This window comes from Intestinimonas sp. MSJ-38 (assembly GCF_018917925.1).
Classification (GTDB): Bacteria; Bacillota; Clostridia; order Oscillospirales; family Butyricicoccaceae; genus Pseudobutyricicoccus.
The window spans coordinates 13357-37002 of sequence record NZ_JAHLPO010000027.1 but is presented as its reverse complement, the minus strand read 5'-3'; the positions used below and the strand labels follow the sequence as shown (position 1 = coordinate 37002).

The following is a 23646-nucleotide window of genomic DNA, read 5'->3' as shown; positions in this document are numbered from 1 at the left end:
GCCACCGGACCAGCGGGGCGCCCCGCCCTTGAGAAGTGCAAAAAGCCACGCACAGGTCGCGGCTTTTTGCGGATTTATAGGGGTAGGGCGGACGACCCTTTTCGTTATATAGGTTTTTCTTGCAGAATATTTATTTCTCGCAGTGGTGACCACAGCCGCCCTGCTCATTATGGCCGCAGTGGTGATGCTCCCCTTCATGGTGATGGTTACAAGTGGCCTGGGTATTCTGCTTCAGCTCTCCTTTGGCAAAAGCCTGGGCTGCCTGATCTGCATCCCCTTGAATACCGGGATAGACCTGGATGCCTGCCTGGGCCAGGGCTGCCTGAGCTCCGCCGCCAATGCCGCCGCAGATCAGAGTCTCCACCTGATGCTCTTTGAGAAAAACCGCCAGAGCGCTGTGACCGGCGCCGCCGGCATCCACCACAGTGCCCTTATCAGCCTGGCCGCTTTCCACCTGATACATCTTGAACTGCTGGGTTTTGCCAAAGTGCTGGAACACCTGGCCGTTTTCATAGGTTACTGCGATTTTCATGGTGAATCTTCTCCTCCTTTTTGCAATGGGCCCGGCGGCAGGAATGGCCGCAGCCGCCCCCGTGAGGGCACACCTCCACCGGACCTCCCTCAATGACCAATCGCCGGCCTTCCACCAGAAAGGCCGCCAGCTTCCGCCGGGCACTTTCGTAAATACCGGTGACAGTGGGCCGGGAAATACCCATCTGCTGGGCGCATTGCTCCTGGGTATAGCCCATGTGATCCATGAGACGAATGGCTTCAAATTCATCCACCGTCATCCGCAGTACCTCTCCCCCGCCCTCCTCCGGTGCAAACCGGCAGCGCTGGGGCATGGCACATACCCGACGGCATTTCTGAGGCCTTGGCATCCCGACTCCTCCTTTTCTGACTTATGTCAGATATATAGTACTCCCATTTTCAACTTATGTCAATAACCTCACTTATATTGTGAAAAATCAATCAATGCTTTCCCTTTTAAAGAATTACCGTTATAATACTCATAGACGCATCACAGGAAAGCGGCCCTGGCCGCAAAGGAGGAAACATTGTGAGCAGATTAAATATCAACACCCCCAACGCTGCCCAGCAGGTGGTAGAGGGACTTTACCGGGATGTGGAACGGCGCATCATCGCCAGCCCGCCGGGACTGTGCCCGGTGGACCTTTCCGCATCCTTTCTGAAAATGTGCCATGCCCAGACCTGCGGCAAATGCGTACCTTGCCGTGTCGGCCTGGGAGCTCTGAGCCAGCTGCTGGAAGATGTGCTGGACGGCAAAGCTGCCCTGGACACCATCGACCTGATCGAGCACACCGCCCGGGCCATCAAAAACTCCGCCGACTGCGCCATCGGCTTTGAGGCCGCCGACATGGTGCTGCGGGGCGTTATCGGCTTTCGGGATGACTATGTGGAGCACATCGTCAACCGCCGCTGCCTGTTGCAGCTGAACCAGCCGGTTCCCTGCGTGGCCCTGTGCCCCGCCGGTGTGGATATCCCCGGCTATGTGGCCCTCATCGGCGAAAAACGCTATGCCGATGCCGTGCGCCTGATCCGCAAGGACAATCCTTTCCCGGTGGCCTGTGCCCTGGTGTGCGAGCATCCCTGCGAAGCCCGCTGCCGCCGGAATATGATCGACGACAGCATCAACATCCGTGCCCTCAAGCGCTATGCAGTGGATCACTGCGGCGAAGTTCCCGCGCCCCCCTGCGCTCCCAGCACCGGCAAAAAGGTGGCTGTGGTAGGCGGCGGCCCTGGTGGATTGAGTGCCGCCTACTTCCTCTCCCTCATGGGACATAAAGTAACGGTATTTGAAGAGCGCAAGCGGCTGGGCGGCATGCTGGCCTACGGCATTCCCAGTTACCGTCTCCCCGCCGGACGGCTGGAGGAGGACATTCAGCACATCCTGTCCACCGGCGTGGAAGTGGTGCACACAGAAGTGGGCACCGAGCTTCCCCTCAAGGATCTGCGGGAGGATTTTGACGCCATGTACATCGCCATCGGCGCCCAGACCGACAAAAAGATGGGCATCGAAGGAGAGGACAAACGAGGCGTGATGAGCGCTGTGGAGATGCTGCGGAACATCGGCGACGGCCTGCGGCCCGATTTCGCCGGCAAAAAAGTGGTAGTCATCGGCGGCGGCAATGTGGCCATGGACTGCACCCGCTCGGCCAAGCGTCTGGGAGCAGAAAGCGTCACCTGTGTCTATCGCCGCCGTCAGGCCGACATGACCGCTCTGCCGGAAGAGGCCGAAGGGGCCATTGCCGAAGGCTGTGAACTGGCCACCCTGATGGCTCCGGTGCGCATCGAAGCCGACGATGAGGACAATGTCACCGCACTGTGGGCCCAGCCCCAGATTGTCGGCCCCATGGATTCCTCCGGGCGGCCCCGGCCCCGAAAGGCAGATGCTCCCGAGGTGCGCATCCCCTGCGACATCGTGGTGGTGGCCATCGGCCAGGGTATCGAGACCCAGCCTTTCGAAGAATACGGCGTGCCCATCAAGCGGGGCGTCATCGAAGCTCTCAGCTCCAGCGATATTGAGAATTTCAACGGTATTTTCGCCGGCGGCGATTGCGTCACCGGCCCGGCCACTGTCATCCGCGCCATTGCCGCCGGCAAGGTGGCCGCTGCCAACATTGACGAATACCTGGGCTTCCATCATGTTATCACCTGTGATGTGGAGATCCCTGCCCCCAGCCTTTCCGACCGGCCTGCCACCGGCAGAGTCAACCTCACCGAGCGGGTGGCCCAGGAACGGCAGAAGGACTTTGAACTTTTGGAATGCGGCATGACCGAAGAGGAAGCCATGCAGGAATCCCACCGCTGCCTGCGGTGCGACCACTTTGGCTACGGCGTATTCAAAGGAGGGAGAATCAAACAATGGTAAATCTCACCATAGACCATCTTCCGGTGACTGTGCCCGAAGGCACCACCATTCTGGATGCGGCCCGCTCGGCGGGCATCCACATCCCCAGCCTGTGTTATCTCCGGGGGGTCAATGAGATCGGCGCCTGCCGGGTGTGCGTGGTGGAACTGGTCGGCATGGACCGGCTGGTGCCCGCCTGTAACAATGTGGTAGAAGAGGGAATGGAAGTACTCACCTCCAGCCCCAAAGTACGGGAGACCCGACGGATCAATGTAGAGCTGCTTTTGTCCCAGCACGACTGCCACTGTGCCACCTGTGTGCGCAGCGGAAACTGCTCTTTGCAGACCATCGCAAACGATTTGAATATTCTGGACCTGCCCTTTGAAAAAAAGGTACCGGAAACCCGGTGGGATCGTTCCTTCCCCCTGTTCCGTGACGCCTCCAAGTGCATCAAATGTATGCGCTGCATCCAGATCTGCGACAAGGTGCAGACCCTGAACATCTGGGATGTGGCGGCTACCGGCTCCCGCACCACGGTGGATGTGTCCCTCAACCGGAAGATCACCCAGGCCGACTGCTCTCTGTGCGGCCAGTGCATCACCCACTGTCCGGTGGGCGCTCTGCGGGAGCGGGATGACACCCGTCAGGTCTTTGAAGCCCTGGCGGACCCCAACAAAATCACTGTGGTGCAGGTGGCCCCTGCAGTGCGCACGGCCTGGGGCGAGTTTATGGGCCTGTCTCCGGAGCAGGCCACGGTGAAGCGCATGGTGGCCGCTCTGCGGCGCATCGGCTTTGACTACATCTTTGACACCAATTTTGCCGCCGATCTCACCATTATGGAAGAGGGCAGCGAGTTCCTCCAGCGGCTGAAAAACCCTGGCGCTTTCAAAGCCCCCATGTTCACCTCCTGCTGCCCTGGCTGGGTGCGGTTCCTCAAGTCCCAGTATCCCGACATGGTCTCCCAGCTGTCCACCGCCAAATCTCCCCAGCAGATGTTCGGCGCTGCGGCCAAGAGCTACTATGCCCAGCTTCTGGGAGCAGACCCGCAGAGAATCTATTCGGTGTCCATCATGCCCTGTCTGGCCAAAAAGCAGGAAGCGGCCCTTCCCACCATGGAAAGCGCCGGGGCCGGACCCGATGTGGATGTGGTGCTCACCACAAGAGAGCTGAGCCGCATGATCCGCGCCGAGCATATCATCCCGGCCGAGCTGAAAGAAGAGGAGTTCGATGAACCTTTGGGCGTGGCCTCCGGCGCGGGGATCATCTTCGGCGCCACTGGCGGTGTCATGGAGGCGGCTCTCCGCTCGGCCTATTACCTGGTCACCGGCAAGAATCCTTCCCCCGACGCCTTCCGGGATGTGCGGGGTATGGATGGCTGGAAAGAAGCCACCTTCCACATTGCCGACACCCCCATTCGGGTGGCTGTGGTCAGCGGCCTGGGCAACGCCCGGCGGCTGATTCAGGCTCTGCGCCGGGGTGAGGTGCAGTATGACTTTGTGGAAGTAATGGCCTGTCCTGGCGGCTGCTCCGGCGGCGGCGGGCAGCCCATCCACGACGGCCAGGAGCTGGCAGAAAGCCGGAGCGAAAAGCTCTACGGTCTGGACGCCATTGCCGATCTGCGCTTCTCCCATGAAAATCCTTCGGTGCAGCGGCTGTACAAAGACTTCCTGGTCCGTCCCCTTTCGGAGAAAGCCCATCATCTGCTTCACACCGATCACACCGCCTGGGAGATGCCTCTCTCCCCGGATAGCCAGAAAAACTAAAAAATTTCAGGGCGCCTTCCATACAGAAGGCGCCCTTTTCTATTGCAAACCCAAAATTATCGCTTGTGATAAAATATGCGGCCCACTCCATTGCCTGCTGCGGCAACCGCTCCATATATCACACTGTAAATCCAGGCCGATTCGTTGTAAAAAAGAAATATGGAAGGAAGAAATAAAACCGCTGCGGCCAAAGGAAGGAACCAGTGCAGTCCACACCGCAGACCATAGATCACCGCTCCCAGAAAGACCAGCAACGGCATCATGATCAGCAGCAAGAATATCCCGGCGCCAGTGTCGCCGGTGTTTCTGATCAAAAGGGGCAAGAGATAAAAATCAACCAGCAGCAAAACGACATAGAGTCCCTGGGCTAAATTTTTCTTTTTCATTTTTCATCCTCCAACTGAAACGGTTCTTCCACCGTAGTCTCCAGAAAACGGGCCAGCTCCAAAGTGGAGCCATACTTTTCGTTTTCCCTGACTCGCTTTCATATCAGCTCCTGCTGCATCCTTTCTTCGTCTGCTCCATAAAGGCATCCAGCTGGCGCTGATTTTTCAGCACAACGGTTTTATCCCGGTATTTCTTTACCGTTTGCCGGAACCGGGCCAGACGGTGGGGCGTGCGGCCCTGCCACAAGATCCAGAAAACAAATTCCAGATCCAGCTTTTCCGGGCAGCCTGGGGCGATGCTCTCCCGGGTGCGGCCCCGGTAAGTGCGATACCGCTTCCAGGCCCTTTTCAGGCAAGTGAGTCGGGGAAAATTCATATAAATCAACTGATCGGCTTCCTCCACCCTTGTTTCCCAGGCCATCTCCCGATAATTCCCTTCGATGATCCAGCTGTCCTGCTCCATGAACCGCTGAGCCAGGGCCCGGCTCTCTGCCATCTCTCTCCGCTTCCATCCCTCTTCAAAAGCGATCACATCCAAATGCAGCACCGGCGCACCATACAGCTCCCCTAAAAAGGCGCCCAAGGTGGATTTTCCGCTGCCGCTGTGGCCGAAAATAGCGATTTTCATCTTCACGCCCCCTTTGCCCTGATGATACCACGCCCTTTTCCCCGGTGCAATGACGCTCTTGACGAAAAAGAGGGAAAAGACTACTATAAATATAAGATTTTACCGCCTTTTGAAAGAGCGGCAACAAAGAAAGGGGAAATGCATCATGCTGGCTATCACCGGCGGCAAACTGGTCACCATCACCCAGGGCATCCTGGAAAACGGGGTCATCCTCATTGACGAAGGGAAAATCGTCCAGATCGGAGAAAATATCCCGGTGCCCGAATCGGCCCAGGTCATCGACGCCAAGGGCTGCTGGGTCACTCCCGGCCTGATCGATGCCCACACCCATATCGGCACCGGCAACGAGCCCTCTTCCTCCGGCAGCACCGGGGATTTCAACGAAACCTCCTCCCCCATCACGCCCCAGGTGCGGGTGATGGATTCCTTCAATGCCCGGAATATGGGCGTGGCTGCCACCCGGCAGGCAGGCTTCACCACCTGCTGCACCCTGCCCGGTTCGGCCAACCTCATCGGCGGCACCGGTTTTGTATTCAAAACCCGGGAAGGGCAAGTGGTGGAACAGCTGCAAGTTCCCGGCCACGATGTGATGAAGTTCGCCCTGGGCGAAAATCCCCGCCGGGCCTTTGGCCAAAAGGACAAAATGCCCAAGACCCGCATGGGAAGCGCCGCCCTTCTGCGGGAGACCCTGTTTCACGCACAGGAATACGCTCAGGCCAAGGCAGCGGCCCATGGCGATCCCGCCAAGATGCCCCGTCCCGATTTCCGGCTGGAGCCTCTGGTGCCGGTGGTGGAAGGGAAAATGAAATGCCGCATCCACTGCCATCGGGTGGATGACATCGCCACGGCCATCCGCATCGCCAGAGAATTCCACCTGGACTACGCGCTGGAGCATGTGACCGAAGGATACCTGATCCCCGAACTTCTGAAAGAAGAGGATGTATTCTGCACCATCGGCCCCATGATGACCGGCCCCTACAAAGAAGAGGTGTGGAACCGGAGCCTGACCACCCCCGGCAAACTGGCCCGGGCCGGCGTCAAGGTGTGCATGACCGCCGACAACGGCGTTCTGACCAAATATCTGCCGGTACACATCGGTCAGTGCATGGCCGCCGGTCTGCCGGAAGCCGATGCCTTCCGCAGCGTCACCATCCTCCCGGCCCAGCTGCTGGGAATGGCGGACCGGATCGGCTCTCTGGAAGTGGGCAAGGATGCCGACATCGCCATCTTTGACGGCCATCCCTTCTGCAATTTCACCCATTGCACCCACACCATCATCGACGGCGCGGTCTACGGTCCTCACGCCATGGCCTGATCCCTGCACAGCAAAAAAGCCGCCCCAAAGGGCGGCTTTTTTATTTGTCTATCATACCCGCATCCGCAAAGCCTGGGGACGCACGGCGATCTCCACCTGGGTGATATCCCCGCCAAATTCCCCATCCAAAGTCCAGGCGGTCTTTTTGGGAAAGGTAAAACGCACCTGGCTGGCTTGGGTCATGGTCATAAATTCGTTGTCAAAATCCCGGGCCAGCAGCTTGCCGGCCAAGGCGTTCAGCTCCAGCACCGACTGGGGCGCTTTGATGAGCAGCACCTCAAACTGGCCATCGTCCAGCATGGTGTCCACCTTGCCCGCCATGGAAAATCCACCGATATAATTGGTGTTGCACACGGTGCCGAAGATATAGTCCTCCTCCAGCACTTTCCCGTTGACCTCCACCCGGGCCGGGTAAGTCTGGCCAATGGGAAGGTTTTTCAGCCCTTCCATAATATAGGCCAGATGTCCCATGGAGTTTTTGGTGCTCTGGGGCGTACTGTAGGACACGGCGGCAAAAGCGCCGAAGGCCGCTACATAATTAAAATACTCGCCGCCGAAATCTCCCACATCCAGCACCTTGGTTTCGCCCTCCATGATCACATCCAGGCCCCCTTCCAGGGTCTTGGGAAGGCCCAGGGAGTTGGCGTAATCGTTGGTGCTGCCCACCGGCAGATATCCCAGTTCCGGCGGGTTGTCCCAGGCCAGAAGGCCGTTGGTGGTGTGATGAAGAGTGCCGTCCCCACCGCAGCAGACCACCATATCGATCCCCTCCACGCCCCGGCCTCGAAGGATTTCCCGGGCGCCCAGGCCCTCCTGGGTGGGATAGACGATCACCTCATACCCGCCTCGGGAAAATCGCTGGATGATCATATCCAGATTCCGGGCAATATGGGCCCGTCCCGCTTTGGGGTTATACAGCAGCAACATTCTTTTCATAGTATGGGTCACTCCTCATCATCCCCATTCCGGGGAAACCGGCGGCTTTACCTGCGCCGTCCATGAAATCTTTTACTATCATATCAGATAAATGTGAACAAGAAAAGACTATTTTACCGATTCCTGTCTTTGTTTTCCTCTTCTCCCTTGCGCGATATGGGAAAACAAGATATAATTATTCCGTTGTGAAACATCCGGCAAATCATCGCGCCGCCGAGCTTCTCCCCTTCGACCGCTGCGCGGCGGCACAGGTGAAACATGGACAAACCTCTGGCAGACCGGCTGCGCCCCCAATCCCTGGACGATGTGGTGGGCCAGCGCCATCTGATCGGTCCTGACGGCATTCTCCGCCGCCTGATCGAAAACGGGCATATTCCCAACATGATCTTCTACGGCCCCTCCGGTGTGGGCAAAACCACTCTGGCCGGCATCATCGCCCGGCAGACCAACCGGAAGCTCTACCGGCTCAATGCCACCACCGCTTCCCTCAGCGATATCAAAGCCATTGTGGATGAGCTGGACACCTTCCTGGCGCCCCAAGGAGTGCTGCTCTATCTGGACGAGATCCAGTATTTCAATAAAAAACAGCAGCAATCCCTGTTGGAGTTCATGGAAAACGGGAAGATCACCCTCATTGCTTCCACCACGGAAAATCCCTATTTTTATGTATACAACGCCATTCTGAGCCGAAGCACCGTCTTTGAGTTTCATCCAGTGACGGTAGAGGATGTGGAGCAGGCGGTGCGCCGGGCCTTTTCCCTCTGTGCCCGGGAAAGCCACATCAAGATCTCCCTGGAAGAAGGGGTGATCGGCCACATCGCCCGAGCCTGCGGTGGGGATGTGCGCAAATCCATCAATGCTGTGGAGCTTCTGTTCTCCGCCGCCCAGGAGGATGAAGAAAGTGAAAGCCTGTTTGTCAGCCTGGAGGATGCCCGTCAAGTGACCCAGGCCTCTGCGGTCAAATACGACAGGGACGGGGACAGCCACTACGACATCCTTTCCGCGTTCCACAAATCCCTGCGGGGAAGTGATCCCGACGCCGCCCTCTACTATCTCTCCCGATTGCTTCTGGCAGGGGATATCCCTTCAGCAGCCCGGCGGCTTCTGGCCTGCGCCAGCGAGGATGTGGGGCTTGCTTATCCCCAGGCGGCGGAGATCGTCAAGGCCTGTGTGGATTCGGCTTTGCAGCTGGGGCTTCCGGAAGCCAAGCTGCCCCTGGCCCAGGCCGCTCTGGTCATTGCCACCGCCCCCAAATCCAACTCGGTCTCTTCGGGCATCGCCGCCGCCTGGAGCGATGCCGAAAAGAATGCCTATGATCCGCCGGAACACCTGCGGGACGCCCATTACCAGGGAGCGCAAAAGCTGGGGCACGGCACAGGCTACCGCTTCCCCCATGACTACCCGCTTCACTATGTGGCCCAGCAATACCTTCCCGATCCCCTCAAAGACGCCCACTATTACACCCCTGGCCCCAACAAGATGGAGCAGCAAACGGAGGCCTATTGGCAAAAGGTGAAAGGGACAAAAGGATAATAGAAATAAACAACTCAAAAGAAAAAGAGAGGTACCCAACATGAAACTGCCAAAACACCTGCGGGATTTTGCCTAAAAACACAATTTTACCTGGGACGCCAAAGCCAACCTGCTTTACGGCAGCTGGCAGGGTTACTATTTCACCATTGCCCAGCATCCCTCCGGCCGCCCTACGCACATCATCACACTGTCTGTCGGGCAAACCGATGGACAGCCGGCCCCGGCTCTGTCCAGCATCCTGGGGAATTTGCAGCCCGATTATAAATACCTGACCAATTTCTCTGTGGACGGCTACCAAGCGAAAATTTCCTTTCAGTGCCGTTTTGCCCCCCAAGTGAAAACCTATATGCAGCAGATGGACGAGTTTGTTGATGCTCTATGCCGCCGCCTGCAAAGTGCCCAGCTTGTGAATTGCTGCCAGAAATGCGGTAGTCCGGAGGGCGTGTCCTCCTATCTTGCAAACAACAATCCCCTGCTTCTGTGCCAAAACTGCCAGGAAACCGCAGCCCAACAGATCGCTGAAACAGCAGGTGAAATGAAAAAGCGCCGGGGTAATTTCCTCTCTGGCGCCGTGGGTGCCATTCTGGGCTCCCTTCTGGGCGTGGCCGCCTGGGTGCTGGTCTACCGTCTGGGATACATCGCCGCTATTGTGGGACTGATCATGATCGTCTGCACCTTCAAAGGCTTTTCCCTCTTTGGCGGCAAACTGAATGTGCCAGGCATCCTTTTCTGTGTGGTGCTGTCGGCGGCCATGCTCTATGTAGGCGAACAGGTGGCTATTGCCTGGGAGATCTACGACACCTTCCGCACCGATTTCTCCGTCACCTTCTTCCAAGCCTATCAGTCCATTCCCACCTTTATGGAATACGATGAATTCCGCCGGGCTGTCATCGCCGACATGGCCTACGGCTACCTCTTCATGGCCGCCGGCGGCTTTTCGGTGATCTGGAGCACCTATAAGCAGCACAATGTGGCTCCCACCCTTCAGGTGCTGGAAAGCGTCACTCCCATCGCTCCCGCCGCTTCTTCCCCCGTCTCTTCTGAGCCGGATGCCGGGCAGCAATAACCGGATATGGATATATGCAAAAATGGCGTGACTGAGGTCACGCCATTTTTATATAGAAACCGTTCAGGATTCCTTGGGCATAAACAATTCATCCACCGTCAGCCCCAGCTCTCGGGCCAGGCGGAATGCCAATGACAAAGTGGGGTCGTATTTGTCATTTTCAATAGCGTTGATAGTCTGACGGGATACTCCGCACCGTTTGGCCAATTCCTCCTGAGAGATACCCTTTTCTTTTCGCTTGTTCCGAATCACATTCTCCATATTAACCGCCATACCTTTTCTTCTCCACCAGCAGTGTGACAAAATACACCATGGCCACCACACTGAGATGAATAAAGGGATTGACAAGAGTCGGCTCTTTTTTGATCAAAGCCTCCACAACATTGAAAACCAGCATCAATACGGTGACCAGCAAAGTGGAAGCACTGGTTTTCCAGACGATCATTTGCTTGCACTCATCTCCGGGTCTGAGCATGGAAACCACCATGGCCAGATCCAAAAAATCAGTACCAGCAAAATACAGCAAATGCAATCAACATAGCCTGTTCCATAGAGATGCCCCTTTCGCTTTCAAAGTGTCAAATTCTTTTTACACTTTGAGTATAAGGAATCTCTTGAAAAATGTCAATATTTTTTGACATTTTTAAAATTTCCCCAGGGCCAACGGTTTCTTCACCCGCTGCGCCAGCACCAGAGCAAAAACCGCCTTGCAGACATCGAGAGGCACAAAGGGCAGCACACAGGAAACCAAAGTTTCCCTTAGTCCCACCTTTCCCAAGGCCATATACCACAGCGAACCGGCCCCATAGCACAAAAGCAAAGACAGCAAAAGCCCCAGGGCCAAGGGGATGATCCCCCGGAACCGGCGGCAGGACACCGAAGTCACCCAAGCCATCACCGGGAAGATGAATAAGTACCCACCGGTGAGTCCAAAGAGCACCCCGGCGCCGCTGGAAAAACCGGCATAGACCGGCAGGCCGCAAAGCCCCAGAGCCAGATAGACACACTGGCTGGCCAAGGCCCATCCCGGCTCCAGAAAAATACCGGTGAGATAGACCCCCACCAGTGACAGGGTCAACGGCACCCTTCCCGGCAAGGGAATGGCGATCTGGGAACACACCGCCATCAGGGCGGCCATCAAAGCACATGTGGTCAGTTTCTTCGTTTTTTCGCTCACGATTCTTTCCTCCAAACTTCTTGTCCCGGACGGATGCTCACTTCTCCGGACTGGAGATGCCGCTGGCTGCCGTCCTCTTTTTCCACCACCAGGCCGCAGCTGTCGGAGATGGCGATCACCTTTCCCTCCCAGGGCTCATTTTCCATCACCATCACCCGATGCCCCACCAAAGGACAGCGGCGGCGGTATTCCTCCAGAGTCTCTTTGGCCGTGCACAAAGCCGAAATGGCTCTCATTTTTTCCACCATAGCGGCGGCAAAGCGGCCCCGGGTCATCCCCTGGGGAAGATTCTCCCGATAGAGCGCACCGGCGATCTGCCGCAGCTCCGGCGGAAAGCCTTCGACCCCTTCCAACAGGTTGACCCCGATGCCCACGATGATGTATTCCGGCATTCCGCTTTCCAGATCAATGGCCCCTTCGGTCAGAATACCGCAGATCTTCTTTCCGCGGAACATCACATCGTTGACCCACTTGATCTGGGCCTGAAAGCCGCACACTTCCTCCAGCACCCGGCAAATCTGCACCGCCGCCGTGGTGGTCACCCGGGCGCTTTCCTCGGCGGGGAGCTGGGGCCGCAGCACCATGCTTACATAAACGCCTCCCTTGGGAGAAAAGAAGGAGCGGCCCCGACGGCCTTTGCCTCTCTCCTGCCGGGCAGCTACCACCGCCGTGCCCTCCGGCGCCCCTTTGGCCGCCAGCTCCCGGGCGGTGATGTTGGTGGATTCCACCGTATCATACACATGGAGCAGACTTCGGTCATACTCTTTGGGCAGCCAGGGTTCCATGGAAGCCAGAGTAAGCACATCGCTCCCCTCCAGCAGCTGATAGCCCTTGTTGTTGACGCCCTGAATCTGATGCCCTTCTTTTTTCAGTCCATCCATGGCCTTCCACACCGCCGCCCGGGAAATCCCCAGCCGCAGAGCCAGTTCCTGTCCAGACAAACTCTGGCCCCGGTTTTCTTCCAGCAAGGCCAGCAGCTTTTCCTTCGTGCTTTCCATTCCATTCCCTCCGTTCTGTTTCCAGTATACCAGCCTCCAGTTTATTGTCAACTATATTTTTAATTTAGGTTTACATTAAGCCCAAAAGAAGCCCTCCCCAGTCAAAAACCGGGGAGGGCCCTTTTTAAAACTCTTTTTTCTCATAGATCCGCCGGGAAACCAAATAGGAGCCCCACAGCAAAAGCAGCAATAGCAGAGCAAGCAGCACAGGAAGCAGCTTTCCCATCCAGGGCGCCAAGGTAGGCAGGGCCAGCCCGGAACCAAGGTACCAAAGAAACACACCCATGGGCACCAAAAAGACCACCATAATGGCCAGACGGCTGCGCTCCACGCCCAATTTATAAATACAGGGGATCATCAGACTGATAATGACGATACCGGTAACCGTTGTGCTTCCCACCAGGGACAAAAGTTCCATCCAATCTATGGTCTCCCAATAGGCCATGATCCCACCAGCGATCAACGCACTGACCACGGCCCCCAGCAACACCATGGCCAGGGAAAGCAGGTATTTGGCCTGGACACAGATTTTCCGAGTCACCGGCAGGGTCAGCCCATAGGCGTCCCACTTGCAATTTTCGTCATAGGAAAAACTGACCATACACACCAGAAAACTGGTGACCCCACCCACACCGGACACATAGGAGGGGCTTTTGAGAATAAATCCCGTAGCTCCCAACAGGACGCAAACGCCCAGTAAACTTTTCAGATATCTGCGCATGGTCAACAGATCTTTCAGCATCAACCCAACCACGATTCTTCCTCCTTTGCCATCATCACCATGATATCCTCCAGCCGGGCCGGCTCCACCAGAAGGGAGGGTTCCCGTCGGGCTGCCTCCTGACGGTTATTCACCAGGCCTTTGGCGTGATACCGGCCTTTTTTCATGGCAATGAGTACATCAGGCCCCAGACTTTTCAGCGCTTCTTCCGTTCCCTGGGCCAGGCCGTATTCCTCCAGCACCCGGTCCTTCTCCTGGAAAAACACCAATTTCCCCTCATGAATGAAGGTGATATAGTCGGCTGCCTGCTCCAGATCGGTGGTGATGTGGGTGGAGAGGAACACCGAGTGCTCCCCATCCTGAATGAATTCCAAAAACAGATCCATCACCTGGGAACGGGCCACCGGGTCCAGGCCGCTCATGGGTTCGTCCAGAATCAGCAGCTTGGGGTGGCGGGCCAGGATGGTGGCCAGGCGCAATTTTGTGCCCATGCCCTTGGAAAGCTCCCGCAGGTATTTTTTCCGGGGGATCTGGAAGCGATCCAGCAAAAAGGAGTAATATCCCTTATCCCACCGAGGGGTAATGCGGGACAAAATGGAATCGATGTCCTGCACCCGGATGACTTCATTGAAAAAGCTGCCCTCCAGGAAAACGCCCACCTGTTCTTTCACTTTTCGCAGGCCATAGCCTTCCTTTTCTCCCAACAGATGCACCTCTCCGCCGCCCTGCACAAGCCCCAGCAAACGCTTGATGGTGGTGGTTTTACCGGCGCCATTCTGGCCGATGAATCCCATGATACAGCCCTGGGGCAGTGTAAAACTCACATCCTCCAGAGCAAATTCTGGATACTATTTGCTTAAAGAGATTGCTTCAATACTATTTGTATTCATTTTACTTTTCTCCTCGATACAGCTCCTGCAAAAGCTGGGTCAGTTCCTCAAGGCCCATGGCGCAGTTTTTGGCCTCTTCCACACCACGGCGCAGATACTCCTCCACCTGTTTTTGCCGGGCCTGATCCCATGTGCCCTCCGGGCGTGGGGCCACATAGCAGCCCTTTCCCGGGGTGGTGATGACAAACCCTTCCCTCTCCAGCTCTTCATAGGCCCGCTTGGTGGTGATGACGCTGATGCGCAGATCCCGAGCCAGCAGGCGCATGGATGGCAAAGCCGCCCCTTCGCAGAGTTCTCCCCGCAGGATCAGGCCTTTGATCTGCCGGGCGATCTGCTCATAAATGGGCTGGCCGCTTGTTTGACTGATGACGATATTCACGGTGCACCTCGTTGTTATACTGTATATATACTATATATACAGTATGCATCCCTTTTCCCTGTTTGTCAAGAAAAAAATAAAAAATGCCAAAGCGGAAACCGCTTTGGCCAGACTGCCGAAAAACTTATATAATGAAAAAGATTTTCTGCCCTACCCCTATAAATTTGCAAAAAGCCGCGACCTGTGCGCGGCTTTTTGCACTTCTCAAGGGACAAGTGTACGCCAAAGGCGTGCACGCAGACCCTTGTAAAAACTCGAAAAAGTGGCCGGAGGCCACTTTTTCGACACGCTTGCCAAAGCGGAAACCGCTTTGGCAAAGTTTTTTCTATTACAGCCCTTCTTCCCGGGCATCCCGGGCGATGAGACAGCGCAGTCCTTCCACGGCCGCCCGGATGGCCAGATCGGTGTCCATACAATGGGGATCAGGCAGCCCGGCGTTTTTCCGCTCCTGGTTCCACAGCACGGCAAACAAAGCCCCGGCCCGCAGCCCCAGCACCGAGGAGACTACAAACAAAGCGGCGCTTTCCATCTCGCTGCAAAGGACGCCGGCCTGCTTCCAGGCCTTCCATTTTTCTTCCAGCATATGGGCCACCGGCATCCGGGAAGGCTCATGCTGGCCATAAAAACTGTCCTTGCTCTGCACTACGCCGGTGTGTACACTGGCTCCCGTAGAGGCCGCTCCCTGGCGCAGGGCATCGGTCACATCAAAATCGGCCACGGCGGGAAATTCCAAAGGCATATAGTGGAGGCTGGTCCCCTCTTGGCGCACGGCGCTGGTGGCCACCACAATATCCCCGCCCCGCACGGCCAGATCAATACCCCCGCAGGTACCCACCCGGATCAGGGTGTGGGCGCCGCAGGCGGCCAGCTCTTCCACGGCAATGGCCGTACTGGGGCCGCCGATACCGGTGGAACATACCGACACCCGCTGCCCGGCCAATGTGCCGGTATAGGTGACAAATTCCCGGTTGCGGGCCACAAACTCCGCTCCCTCCAGATAAGAGGCAATATGCTGGCACCGTTCCGGGTCTCCAGGGAGCAGGCAATACCCTCCTACATCCCCCTGACGCAGGGCAATATGCATTTGCCGGTTCATGACCTCCATGCTCATTCCTCCCTTTTCTCAATGGCCCGAATGCTTTTTTCCGCCTTGAGCCGGGGCACCATCACTTCCCGCCCACAGCCGCAGCATTTCAGTTTGAAATCCATCCCCACCCGGGTGATCTCAAACCGGTCGCAGCCGCAAGGGTGACTTTTTTTCATTTTTACCACATCGCCTACCCGATAATCCACAAAGCTCCCTCCCCCATCTGATAGGGGTATTGTACCACAGCCCTTTCCAAAAGAAAACAGCAACATCCTGGGGAAACATGCATATAGATGAAAGGCAACGGACAAAACAAAGGAGGAATGAAGATATGCCCCAGGGACCTTATCTGCCGGAAGGTTTCCGACTGCACACCCCGGAAAACCGCTGGGTGAATACCCCGGCCGCCATGGATCAGGCTGCGGAGGAAGAACAAATACTGGAAGGCATCGTCACCCGATGCGATTGTGCCCACAACCTGGTGGTGGACTGCAACGGCATCACCGGCCTTATCCCTCGCAGCGAGGCGGCATTGGGCCTCAGCAGTGGCCGCACCCGGGAGATCGCCCTTTTGTCCCGGGTGGGAAAACCGGTTTGTTTTCAGGTTATCGGTGAAGGGGACGGCCAATACCTGTTTTCCCGGGCCAGGGTACAGCAAAAGGCCCTGAACTATCTGATGGAAAACCTGCTGCCCGGGGATGTGATCTGCGCCCGGGTGACCCATCTGGAGCCCTTCGGGGCCTTTGTGGACATCGGCTGCGGCCTTACCTCCCTGGTGGGCATCGAGCACATCTCGGTGTCCCGCATTGCCCATCCTGCCGAACGGTTTTACCCCGGCCAATGGATCCATGTGGCTGTGCGGGGAGTGGACCCCTCCATGGGCCGGGTGCATCTGACCCATCGGGAACTTTTGGGCACCTGGCTGGAAAACGCCCGGCGTTTTTCCCCAGGAGAAACGGTGAGCGGCGTGGTGCGTGGCAATGAGGACTACGGCGTTTTTGTGGAACTGAGCCCCAACCTATCGGGCCTGGCAGAGCGGAAAGAAGGCGTTGCCTCCGGGGATGGGGTGTCGGTGTACATCAAATCCATTCTGCCGGAAAAGATGAAAATCAAACTGATCCTCATCGACAAGCTGGAGAAGACGCCCAGCACCCTGATCCGCCCGGAAGATTACCAGATCACCCAGGGACGGCTCCAGCACTTTCTCTATTCCCCGCCGGGGAAAGAAGGCCGTCTCACCGAAACGGTTTTCTATTAAAACATCGCAAAAAAGCGGAGAGGAACTTTGTCCTCTCCGCTTTTTGCTTATCGCAGACCTTCACAGGCCTTTTTGAACTCACCGATCCGCGTCTTCGGGTCCTCCACCCCATAGACCGAAGAACCGGCTACCAGGATGTCCACCCCGGCCTGATAGGCCAGGGGCGCATTTTCCAGATTGATGCCGCCGTCGATCTCGATCTCACAAGCCAGGCCCCGGTTGTCGATCTCCTGACGCAGCAGCCGCACTTTGTCCAAAGCCTCCGGCATGAATTTCTGTCCGCCGAAACCAGGCTCCACCGACATCACCAGCACCATATCCAATTGAGGCAGATAGGGAAACAGCGCCTCTGCGGGAGTGGCCGGCTTGATGGTCAGCGCCACTTTGCGGCCGGCGGCCTTGACCTTCTGAATCAGGCTGAACAGGTCCCCCTGGGACTCCACATGGAAGTTCACCAGGTCGGCCCCGGCCTTCAAAAAATCATCCACATAGTTTTCCGGCTGGGAAATCATCAGGTGCACATCCAGAAAGCCGTCGGTGACCTTCCGCAGGCACCGGAGCACCGGAGCGCCAAAGGAGATATTGGGCACAAAATGCCCATCCATGATATCCACATGGACCCAGTCGGCTCCTCCCTCCAGCACCATCTGCACATCCCGGCCCAGGTTTGCAAAATCAGCGGACAAAATGGACGGGGCAATTTTCACGCTCATGGTTCATTCCTCCTGCAAACTTTTTTACTTTCGCTCCGCCGGTACCCCTGAGGAGACGGCGGCATATACTCTTATTAGCAGCGAAAAATCCCAGTGAGCGGCGCCGTCCCCCAGCGTGCCCGACAATCATCCCGGTCGGCTTTCGCTGCTGTTTATCATAGATGGGCTGTCCCCTAAGGGGCAGCCTTTTTTCTTTTTACATGGGAAATACTTGGTTCAGGCCCATCACCACCAAGGGGATGATGAACACCGACAGAATATTGGACAGGGCCAGGCCCTGGGCAGCAGCCCGGTCATTGCCCCGGTACAGGCCGGAGAGAATAACCGTCTGGTTCATGGCCGGCATGGCCGCCTGGACACAAAAGACGCAGGCCGGCAAAGCGGGCACATTCATCAAAAGGCAGATACCGGCACAGAACACCGGTGCCCACAAAAGACGAGCAGCCACAGCGCCCACAATGCACCGAGGGGTTTTCAGCACATCCTTGCCCATGCTGGCCAGAAGATAGCCGCACAAAAGCATGGCGATGGGCGAAGTCAAAGCGCCAAAATCGGTGAGGGCCGTCTGCAAAAAGGCAGGCACGGGAATGTGGAGCAAAGACACCGCAGCGCCCACCAGGAAGGACAGCAGCGGCGGGGAAAAGACTCTCTTGATCTTTTCCGCCCGGGTGATGACACCGCCCACTGTACCGCCAGCTGCGATGCGGGGGGCCACCAGAATCCAAAAGACCAGGGTGTTGGCAATATAATAAGCGGTGACATAGGGAACGCTCACTTCACCGAAGATCTGCATGCAAATGGGAAAGCCCATCAGCATGGTATTGCACATGGCAAAGATGGAAATGAAAATGCCTTCCAAGGATTTGGGCAGCTTGATCAGTTTGGCGATGCCCAGGGCAATTAAATATCCCCCCAGCTGGGTGACAAAGGGGGCCAGCAGCAGTGTGCCGTTTTCGGTGATAAACTCCATGGTCACATTCTCGATGGCGTTCTCAAAGAGCATGGCCGGGATGGTGTACTTCATGATGAAGGATGTGAGAAAATGATAGTAATCCTCCGTCAGGAATTTTCGTCTGGTCATGAAGGCGCCCAGCAGCATGATGAGCATCAGGGCGAATACGCCGTTAAAGGCGTTTGCAATGGACAAGGCTCTCTCCTCTTTTCTCTTGGCCCCAGGCCGGATTGATTGTGGCCGCCCTCTCGCTTTCTTTTCGGAAAAGTCCCCCGGAGACCGGCGGCTCTTTTATTATAGCATGCCTTTTACGCTTTGGGGGGCTTTTTTGATTTTTGCCAAAACCTTCTGCTGCGGCACAAAAAAGCCGCCCCTTGCGGGACGGCTTCGGCCACTTTTTCGAGTTTTTGCAGGGAACTGCATGCACGCCTTTGGCGCACACTTGTTCCTTGATAGGTGCAAAAAGCCACGCACAGGCCGCAGCTTTTTGCAGATCCATTCGGGATAAGACGATCCAGTCCCTCACACGATATGAAGTTCCCGACAGACAAAAGCCGCCCCTTGCGGGACGGCTTTTCAGAAGGTTTTTACTTCTTCATGGCAATGACTTCGATCTCCACTTTCACATCTTTGGGCAGACGGGCCACTTCCACGCAAGAGCGGGCGGGCAGCACATCGCCGGTGAAGTAGGTGGCATACACCTCGTTGATGGCGGCGAAATCATTCATGTCCTTGATGAAGACGGTGGTCTTGAACACATCTTCCATGGTGCAGCCGGCTTCGGCCAGAACAGCCTTCACATTTTCCAGAGACTGCTTGGTCTGGGCCTTGACGCACTCTTCCACGGCGCCTGTTTCCGGATTGACAGGAATCTGACCGGAAGTATACACCAGATTGCCGGCGACGACGCCCTGGGAATAAGGACCGATAGCGCCAGGAGCTTTTTCTGTTGCGATTTTGGTTACCATGGGAATGACCTTCCTTTCCGATTGGGCCCCTTTCTGAAAAGAGGGCCAGATTTTAGTTTTATTGTATACCAAGCCTTGCTGTTTGTCCACTTTCTTTTTCGGCTCAGGCAAGGCCATCCCGGGCCCGCTGGGCTTTGATGTTCTGCTCCACCATCATGTCCTTCACCTTCATCAGCCGGGACAGGTTGCCCCGTTCGTTTTCATCCAGCTTCATGGTGATATAACGGATGGTTTCCTGGAGCTGAGGGATCATCACATATTCCAGGGCATTGACCCGGCGGCGGGTCTTTTCGATCTCCTGGGCCAGGAGCTTGACGGTTTTTTCCATCTCCGCCAGACGGAGCATATCCTCCAGCGTCCCGGCCAGCTGAGCCACGGCGTCATCCAGCTCGCCGCTGGTGGCAGCAAAGCCATAGGGATAGATATCCGCCTTGTCGCTGGTTTTGGTGATCACATCGTACATGGGCACATCCACCGACATAATGTTACGGAACTTCATCTCGATGCCCACTCCCTGCTTGGGATAGAGAAAGGTCTGCTCCAGCATTTCCGGGGGCATCACCGCGCCGGCGGCCTGGAATCCGGCATAGGATTCCGTCAGGGCTTTTTCCACCCCCAGCCGCAGCTTTTCGCTGACCCGGACAATATCCAGGAACTGCTTCATCAGCTCGTCCCGCTTGTCTTTCAGCAGCTTATGCCCCCGGCTGGCTGTGGCAAGGCGCTTTTTCAACCGGGTCAGCTCCATGCGCGTCGGGTTTACATTGAGCCTGGCCATCTGCATTCCTCCTTATTGCCCATCTCAATCCTTAGCGGGATAGTATTTGTCGATGAATTCCGGCTTGATCCGCTTCAGCTCGGTCTTGGGCAGAATGCTCAGCAGCTTCCAGCCCAGATCCAGCGTCTCTTCGATGGTGCGGTTTTTGTCATAGCCCTGGGACACATATTCCCGCTCAAAGGCATCGGCAAACTGGGCATAGAGCTTGTCGGTGTCGGTGAGGGCGGCCTCGCCCAGAATGGTCATCAGCTCTTTGGCATCCTTGCCACGGGCATAGGCGGCAAACAGCTGGTTCATGGTACCGGCGTGATCTTCCCGGGTCTTGCCCTTGCCGATGCCCTTGTCCTTCAGACGGGACAGGGAGGGCAGCACATCGATGGGCGGCGTGATATCCTTCCGGTACAGCTCGCGGGACAGAATGATCTGGCCCTCGGTGATGTAACCGGTCAGGTCGGGGATGGGATGGGTCTTGTCATCTTCGGGCATGGAGAGGATGGGCACCATGGTGATAGATCCTTCCTTGTCCAGCAGCTTTCCGGCCCGCTCATACATGGTGGCAAGGTCGGTGTAAAGGTAGCCGGGATAGCCGCGGCGTCCCGGCACTTCCTTCCGTGCAGCGGACACTTCCCGGAGAGCCTCGGCGTAATTTGTGATATCGGTGAGGATGACCAGCACATGCATCCCCTGCTCAAAGGCCAGATACTCCGCCGCGGTCAGCGCCATACGGGGAGTGGCGATCCGTTCGATGGCCGGGTCGTTGGCCAGGTTCAAAAAGAGCACGGTACGGTCGATGGCGCCGGTACGCTTAAAGTCGGAGACGAAGAAATCGGCTTCCTCAAAGGTGATGCCGATGGCCGCAAAGACCACGGCGAACTTGGCATCGCTGCCGGGCACCTGGGCCTGACGGGCGATCTGGGCGGCCAGCTGGGCATGGGGCAGACCAGAGCCGGAGAAAATAGGCAGTTTCTGGCCTCTGACCAGGGTGTTCAGGCCGTCGATGGCCGACACGCCGGTCTGGATGAACTCCGAAGGATAGTCCCGGGCCGCCGGGTTCATAGGCGTGCCGTTGATGTCCAGATACTGCTCGGCCAGGATCTCCGGGCCACCATCCTTGGGGTGGCCCATGCCGTCGAACACACGGCCCAGCATATCAGGGGACACACCCAGCTCAATGCCATGGCCCAGGAAACGCACCTTGGACTGGGCCAGGTTGATACCGGCGGAGCTTTCGAACAGCTGCACCAGGGCGTTGGAGCCGTCCACTTCCAGCACCTTGCACCGGCGCACCTCTCCCGAGGGCAGCTCGATTTCCGCCAGCTCATTATAAGTGACCTTGTCCACGCCCTGCACCAGCATCAGCGGGCCGGCCACTTCCTGTATGGTACGGTATTCCTTAATCATGCCTCTTTACCTCCCTGGGAAATCTGAGCGATCTGCTGCCGGATATCGGCTTCGATCTGGTCATACTGCTCCTTGTAGATCTCCTTGGGCACATCCTTGGCCCGGCCGATGCGGGCCCGGGCGGGAATGTCAAAGACGGGCTGCATGGGAGCGCCCTTGCGCAGAGCTTCCCCGGCTGTCTCGTAGTAGAACAGGATCAGCTCCAACAGACGGAACTGCTTGTCGATCTCACAATAGGAATCGGTATCGCTCATGGCGTTTTGCTGCAGGAAGTCCTCGCGGATCATCTGAGTGGTTTCCATCACCAGACGGTCGGCGGGAGACAAGGCGTCGATGCCCACCAGCTTGACGATTTCGTCCAGCTCGTTTTCCTGCTGCAAAAGCTTCATGGCTTCGTTGCGGTTTTTTATGAAGCTCTGGTTGATGTTGTCCTCATACCAGGGACGCAGCCGGTCAAAGTACAGAGAATAGCTGTTCAGCCAGTTGATGGCGGGGAAATGCCGCCGGTAGGCCAAAGAGCTGTCCAGGCCCCAGAACACCTTGACGATACGCAGGGTGGCCTGGCTGACAGGCTCGGAAATATCGCCGCCCGGAGGGGATACGGCGCCGATGGCCGACAAGGTGCCTTCTCTGCCGTCGCTGCCCAGGCAGATCACCCGGCCCGCCCGTTCATAGAACTGGGCCAGACGGGAGGCCAGATAGGCAGGATAGCCCTCTTCACCGGGCATCTCTTCCAGACGGCCGGACATCTCACGGAGAGCCTCGGCCCAACGGGAAGTGGAGTCGGCAATAACCGCCACATTGTAGCCCATATCCCGATAATATTCGGCGATGGTGATGCCGGTGTACACCGAGGCTTCCCGGGCGGCCACAGGCATATCGGAGGTGTTGGCGATGAGCACCGTCCGCTTCATCAGGCTTTCGCCGGTGCGGGGGTCTTTCAGCTCGGGGAATTCCCGCAGTACATCGGTCATCTCATTGCCGCGCTCGCCGCAGCCGATGTAGATCACGATGTCCACATCGCTCCACTTGGCCAGCTGGTGCTGGGTCACCGTTTTACCGCTGCCGAAGGGGCCGGGGATGGCCGCCGTACCGCCCTTGGCAATGGGGAAGAAGGTGTCCACGATCCGCTGGCCGGTGACCATGGGGAATGTGGGAGCCAGCTTTTCCTTGTAGGTCCGCTCCACACGCACCGGCCATTTCTGTACCATGGTCAGCTCATGGAGCTGGCCTTTTTCGTCCTCGATGACGGCCACCACATCGGTGATGGTGTGTTTGCCGCCCCGCACTTCCTTCACCGTGCCGCGCACTCCCACGGGCACCATGATCTTGTGCAGCACAATGATGGTCTCCTGAACGGTGCCCAGCACATCACCGGGCTCCACCTTATCTCCCGCTTTGGCAGTGGGGGTAAACTCCCACTCTTTCTCCCGGGAGATGGGGTCCACTTCAATGCCCCGCTTGATGGTATCTCCCACCTGGCGGCGAATGTCCTCCAAAGGACGCTGGATGCCATCATAGATCTGACCGATCAGACCAGGCCCCAGCTCCACAGACAGAGGCGCACCGGTGGACACCACATCCTCCCCGGTGCCGATGCCTGCGGTTTCCTCATACACCTGGATGGAGGCCTTGTCGCCCCGCATCTCGATGATCTCGCCGATCAGGTGCTGGGGTCCTACCCGCACCACATCGAACATATTGGCGTGGGCCATGCCCTCGGCAATGACCAGGGGGCCCGCCACCTTGATGATTTTTCCTATATTATCCATTCAATCAGCAACCTTCTTTCTCTTACAGGCAGGCCTTTCCTGCCATGAAACGGTCA

General features: G+C 57.1%; 26 protein-coding genes. 6 read left to right on the top strand and 20 right to left on the bottom strand.

Translation table 11 applies throughout. The annotated features are described in order from the left end of the window. Positions 1–130 precede the first annotated feature (130 nt). Entirely contained in the window at positions 131–532 is a 402-nt protein-coding gene (locus tag KQI26_RS13140) for a NifB/NifX family molybdenum-iron cluster-binding protein (RefSeq protein ID WP_216504762.1), read from the bottom strand. After that, complete coding sequence (locus tag KQI26_RS13135; protein ID WP_216504761.1) at positions 510–881, bottom strand: DUF134 domain-containing protein; 372 nt, start codon at positions 879–881, stop codon at positions 510–512. The genes KQI26_RS13140 and KQI26_RS13135 overlap by 23 nt, the downstream gene beginning before the upstream one ends. Positions 882–1060: 179 nt before the next feature. On the opposite strand from KQI26_RS13135, the gene KQI26_RS13130 reads away from it, so the two are divergent. Next, on the top strand, positions 1061–2893 hold the full coding sequence (locus KQI26_RS13130; protein WP_216504760.1) for an NAD(P)-binding protein: 1833 nt from the start codon (positions 1061–1063) through the stop codon (positions 2891–2893). Then, complete coding sequence (locus tag KQI26_RS13125; RefSeq protein ID WP_216504759.1) at positions 2887–4635, top strand: NADH-dependent [FeFe] hydrogenase, group A6; 1749 nt, start codon at positions 2887–2889, stop codon at positions 4633–4635. The genes KQI26_RS13130 and KQI26_RS13125 overlap by 7 nt, the downstream gene beginning before the upstream one ends. 56 nt (positions 4636–4691) lie before the next feature. Here the strand turns inward: KQI26_RS13125 and KQI26_RS13120 are convergent, their stop codons facing one another. Beyond that, entirely contained in the window at positions 4692–5021 is a 330-nt protein-coding gene (locus tag KQI26_RS13120; protein ID WP_216504758.1) for a hypothetical protein, read from the bottom strand. A 103-nt stretch (positions 5022–5124) separates the two neighbouring features. After that, positions 5125–5649: a DNA topology modulation protein gene (locus KQI26_RS13115; RefSeq protein ID WP_216504757.1), complete on the bottom strand. Its 525-nt coding sequence runs from the start codon at positions 5647–5649 to the stop codon at positions 5125–5127. A 145-nt stretch (positions 5650–5794) separates the two neighbouring features. On the opposite strand from KQI26_RS13115, the gene KQI26_RS13110 reads away from it, so the two are divergent. Further along, positions 5795–6964: an amidohydrolase gene (locus KQI26_RS13110; RefSeq protein ID WP_216504756.1), complete on the top strand. Its 1170-nt coding sequence runs from the start codon at positions 5795–5797 to the stop codon at positions 6962–6964. Positions 6965–7015: 51 nt separating this feature from the next. Here KQI26_RS13110 and KQI26_RS13105 read toward each other — a convergent pair whose 3' ends face one another. Beyond that, positions 7016–7900, bottom strand: a complete 885-nt coding sequence (locus KQI26_RS13105) for a diacylglycerol kinase family protein (RefSeq protein ID WP_216504755.1) — start codon at positions 7898–7900, stop codon at positions 7016–7018. 258 nt (positions 7901–8158) lie between these two features. Here KQI26_RS13105 and KQI26_RS13100 point away from each other — a divergent pair, with 258 nt between their 5' ends. Continuing rightward, the gene (locus KQI26_RS13100; protein ID WP_216504754.1) at positions 8159–9433 is read left to right on the top strand and encodes a replication-associated recombination protein A; all 1275 of its coding nucleotides are present in this window, start codon (positions 8159–8161) and stop codon (positions 9431–9433) included. A 247-nt stretch (positions 9434–9680) separates the two neighbouring features. Further along, the gene (locus KQI26_RS13095) at positions 9681–10499 is read left to right on the top strand and encodes a hypothetical protein (protein WP_216504753.1); all 819 of its coding nucleotides are present in this window, start codon (positions 9681–9683) and stop codon (positions 10497–10499) included. Between the two features lie 63 nt (positions 10500–10562). On the opposite strand, the gene KQI26_RS13090 is transcribed toward KQI26_RS13095, so the two are convergent. The 9 genes from KQI26_RS13090 to KQI26_RS15540 form a co-directional block, all read right to left on the bottom strand. Then, a complete protein-coding gene (locus tag KQI26_RS13090; protein ID WP_177613903.1) occupies positions 10563–10760 on the bottom strand; it encodes a helix-turn-helix transcriptional regulator in 198 nt (65 codons plus the stop codon). 1 nt (position 10761) lies between these two features. Further along, complete coding sequence (locus KQI26_RS13085) at positions 10762–11025, bottom strand: hypothetical protein (RefSeq protein ID WP_253292847.1); 264 nt, start codon at positions 11023–11025, stop codon at positions 10762–10764. A gap of 117 nt (positions 11026–11142) precedes the next feature. Then, a complete protein-coding gene (locus KQI26_RS13080; protein WP_216504751.1) occupies positions 11143–11676 on the bottom strand; it encodes a biotin transporter BioY in 534 nt (177 codons plus the stop codon). Beyond that, a complete protein-coding gene (locus tag KQI26_RS13075; protein WP_216504750.1) occupies positions 11673–12674 on the bottom strand; it encodes a biotin--[acetyl-CoA-carboxylase] ligase in 1002 nt (333 codons plus the stop codon). Before KQI26_RS13075 ends, KQI26_RS13080 begins: the two co-directional genes overlap by 4 nt. A gap of 124 nt (positions 12675–12798) precedes the next feature. Further along, a complete protein-coding gene (locus tag KQI26_RS13070; RefSeq protein WP_216504749.1) occupies positions 12799–13428 on the bottom strand; it encodes an ABC-2 transporter permease in 630 nt (209 codons plus the stop codon). Then, a complete protein-coding gene (locus tag KQI26_RS13065; protein ID WP_216504748.1) occupies positions 13416–14219 on the bottom strand; it encodes an ABC transporter ATP-binding protein in 804 nt (267 codons plus the stop codon). Before KQI26_RS13065 ends, KQI26_RS13070 begins: the two co-directional genes overlap by 13 nt. Before the next feature lie 67 nt (positions 14220–14286). Beyond that, entirely contained in the window at positions 14287–14664 is a 378-nt protein-coding gene (locus KQI26_RS13060; protein ID WP_118746988.1) for a GntR family transcriptional regulator, read from the bottom strand. 328 nt (positions 14665–14992) lie between these two features. Then, on the bottom strand, positions 14993–15769 hold the full coding sequence (gene udp / locus KQI26_RS13055) for a uridine phosphorylase (RefSeq protein ID WP_371744165.1): 777 nt from the start codon (positions 15767–15769) through the stop codon (positions 14993–14995). 2 nt (positions 15770–15771) lie between these two features. Next, positions 15772–15957, bottom strand: a complete 186-nt coding sequence (locus KQI26_RS15540; protein ID WP_118428662.1) for a DUF951 domain-containing protein — start codon at positions 15955–15957, stop codon at positions 15772–15774. 125 nt (positions 15958–16082) lie between these two features. Here KQI26_RS15540 and KQI26_RS13045 point away from each other — a divergent pair, with 125 nt between their 5' ends. Beyond that, positions 16083–17009 (top strand): S1 RNA-binding domain-containing protein, encoded by a 927-nt coding sequence (locus tag KQI26_RS13045; RefSeq protein WP_216504747.1) that lies wholly within the window; start codon positions 16083–16085, stop codon positions 17007–17009. Between the two features lie 47 nt (positions 17010–17056). On the opposite strand, the gene rpe is transcribed toward KQI26_RS13045, so the two are convergent. The 6 genes from rpe to KQI26_RS13015 all read right to left on the bottom strand — a co-directional run bounded on the left by rpe (position 17057) and on the right by KQI26_RS13015 (position 23590). Beyond that, positions 17057–17722, bottom strand: coding sequence for a ribulose-phosphate 3-epimerase (gene rpe, locus KQI26_RS13040; protein WP_216504746.1), 666 nt, complete (start codon positions 17720–17722; stop codon positions 17057–17059). A 196-nt stretch (positions 17723–17918) separates the two neighbouring features. Further along, positions 17919–18869, bottom strand: coding sequence for an AEC family transporter (locus tag KQI26_RS13035; protein WP_216504745.1), 951 nt, complete (start codon positions 18867–18869; stop codon positions 17919–17921). Positions 18870–19261: 392 nt separating this feature from the next. Next, positions 19262–19642 (bottom strand): RidA family protein, encoded by a 381-nt coding sequence (locus KQI26_RS13030; RefSeq protein ID WP_118428666.1) that lies wholly within the window; start codon positions 19640–19642, stop codon positions 19262–19264. A 103-nt stretch (positions 19643–19745) separates the two neighbouring features. After that, positions 19746–20417, bottom strand: a complete 672-nt coding sequence (locus tag KQI26_RS13025) for a V-type ATP synthase subunit D (RefSeq protein ID WP_118428667.1) — start codon at positions 20415–20417, stop codon at positions 19746–19748. Between the two features lie 24 nt (positions 20418–20441). Then, on the bottom strand, positions 20442–21818 hold the full coding sequence (locus tag KQI26_RS13020) for a V-type ATP synthase subunit B (RefSeq protein WP_118428668.1): 1377 nt from the start codon (positions 21816–21818) through the stop codon (positions 20442–20444). After that, positions 21815–23590 carry a V-type ATP synthase subunit A gene (locus tag KQI26_RS13015; RefSeq protein ID WP_118746994.1) on the bottom strand — a complete coding sequence of 592 codons (1776 nt, stop codon included), beginning with the start codon at positions 23588–23590 and terminating at the stop codon, positions 21815–21817. The genes KQI26_RS13020 and KQI26_RS13015 overlap by 4 nt, the downstream gene beginning before the upstream one ends. Positions 23591–23646: the final 56 nt, after the last annotated feature.

What these genes read in the sequence shown, in the direction of transcription:
- KQI26_RS13140 (WP_216504762.1), bottom strand. Translation starts at nt 532, where the DNA reads ATGAAAATCGCAGTAACCTATGAAAACGGCCAGGTGTTCCAGCACTTT.
- KQI26_RS13135 (WP_216504761.1), bottom strand. Translation starts at nt 881, where the DNA reads ATGCCAAGGCCTCAGAAATGCCGTCGGGTATGTGCCATGCCCCAGCGC.
- KQI26_RS13125 (WP_216504759.1), top strand. Translation starts at nt 2,887, where the DNA reads ATGGTAAATCTCACCATAGACCATCTTCCGGTGACTGTGCCCGAAGGC.
- KQI26_RS13120 (WP_216504758.1), bottom strand. Translation starts at nt 5,021, where the DNA reads ATGAAAAAGAAAAATTTAGCCCAGGGACTCTATGTCGTTTTGCTGCTG.
- KQI26_RS13115 (WP_216504757.1), bottom strand. Translation starts at nt 5,649, where the DNA reads ATGAAAATCGCTATTTTCGGCCACAGCGGCAGCGGAAAATCCACCTTG.
- KQI26_RS13110 (WP_216504756.1), top strand. Translation starts at nt 5,795, where the DNA reads ATGCTGGCTATCACCGGCGGCAAACTGGTCACCATCACCCAGGGCATC.
- KQI26_RS13105 (WP_216504755.1), bottom strand. Translation starts at nt 7,900, where the DNA reads ATGAAAAGAATGTTGCTGCTGTATAACCCCAAAGCGGGACGGGCCCAT.
- KQI26_RS13100 (WP_216504754.1), top strand. Translation starts at nt 8,159, where the DNA reads ATGGACAAACCTCTGGCAGACCGGCTGCGCCCCCAATCCCTGGACGAT.
- KQI26_RS13090 (WP_177613903.1), bottom strand. Translation starts at nt 10,760, where the DNA reads ATGGAGAATGTGATTCGGAACAAGCGAAAAGAAAAGGGTATCTCTCAG.
- KQI26_RS13075 (WP_216504750.1), bottom strand. Translation starts at nt 12,674, where the DNA reads ATGGAAAGCACGAAGGAAAAGCTGCTGGCCTTGCTGGAAGAAAACCGG.
- udp (WP_371744165.1), bottom strand. Translation starts at nt 15,769, where the DNA reads ATGGAGGTCATGAACCGGCAAATGCATATTGCCCTGCGTCAGGGGGAT.
- KQI26_RS13045 (WP_216504747.1), top strand. Translation starts at nt 16,083, where the DNA reads ATGCCCCAGGGACCTTATCTGCCGGAAGGTTTCCGACTGCACACCCCG.
- rpe (WP_216504746.1), bottom strand. Translation starts at nt 17,722, where the DNA reads ATGAGCGTGAAAATTGCCCCGTCCATTTTGTCCGCTGATTTTGCAAAC.
- KQI26_RS13030 (WP_118428666.1), bottom strand. Translation starts at nt 19,642, where the DNA reads ATGGTAACCAAAATCGCAACAGAAAAAGCTCCTGGCGCTATCGGTCCT.
- KQI26_RS13025 (WP_118428667.1), bottom strand. Translation starts at nt 20,417, where the DNA reads ATGGCCAGGCTCAATGTAAACCCGACGCGCATGGAGCTGACCCGGTTG.
- KQI26_RS13020 (WP_118428668.1), bottom strand. Translation starts at nt 21,818, where the DNA reads ATGATTAAGGAATACCGTACCATACAGGAAGTGGCCGGCCCGCTGATG.
- KQI26_RS13015 (WP_118746994.1), bottom strand. Translation starts at nt 23,590, where the DNA reads ATGGATAATATAGGAAAAATCATCAAGGTGGCGGGCCCCCTGGTCATT.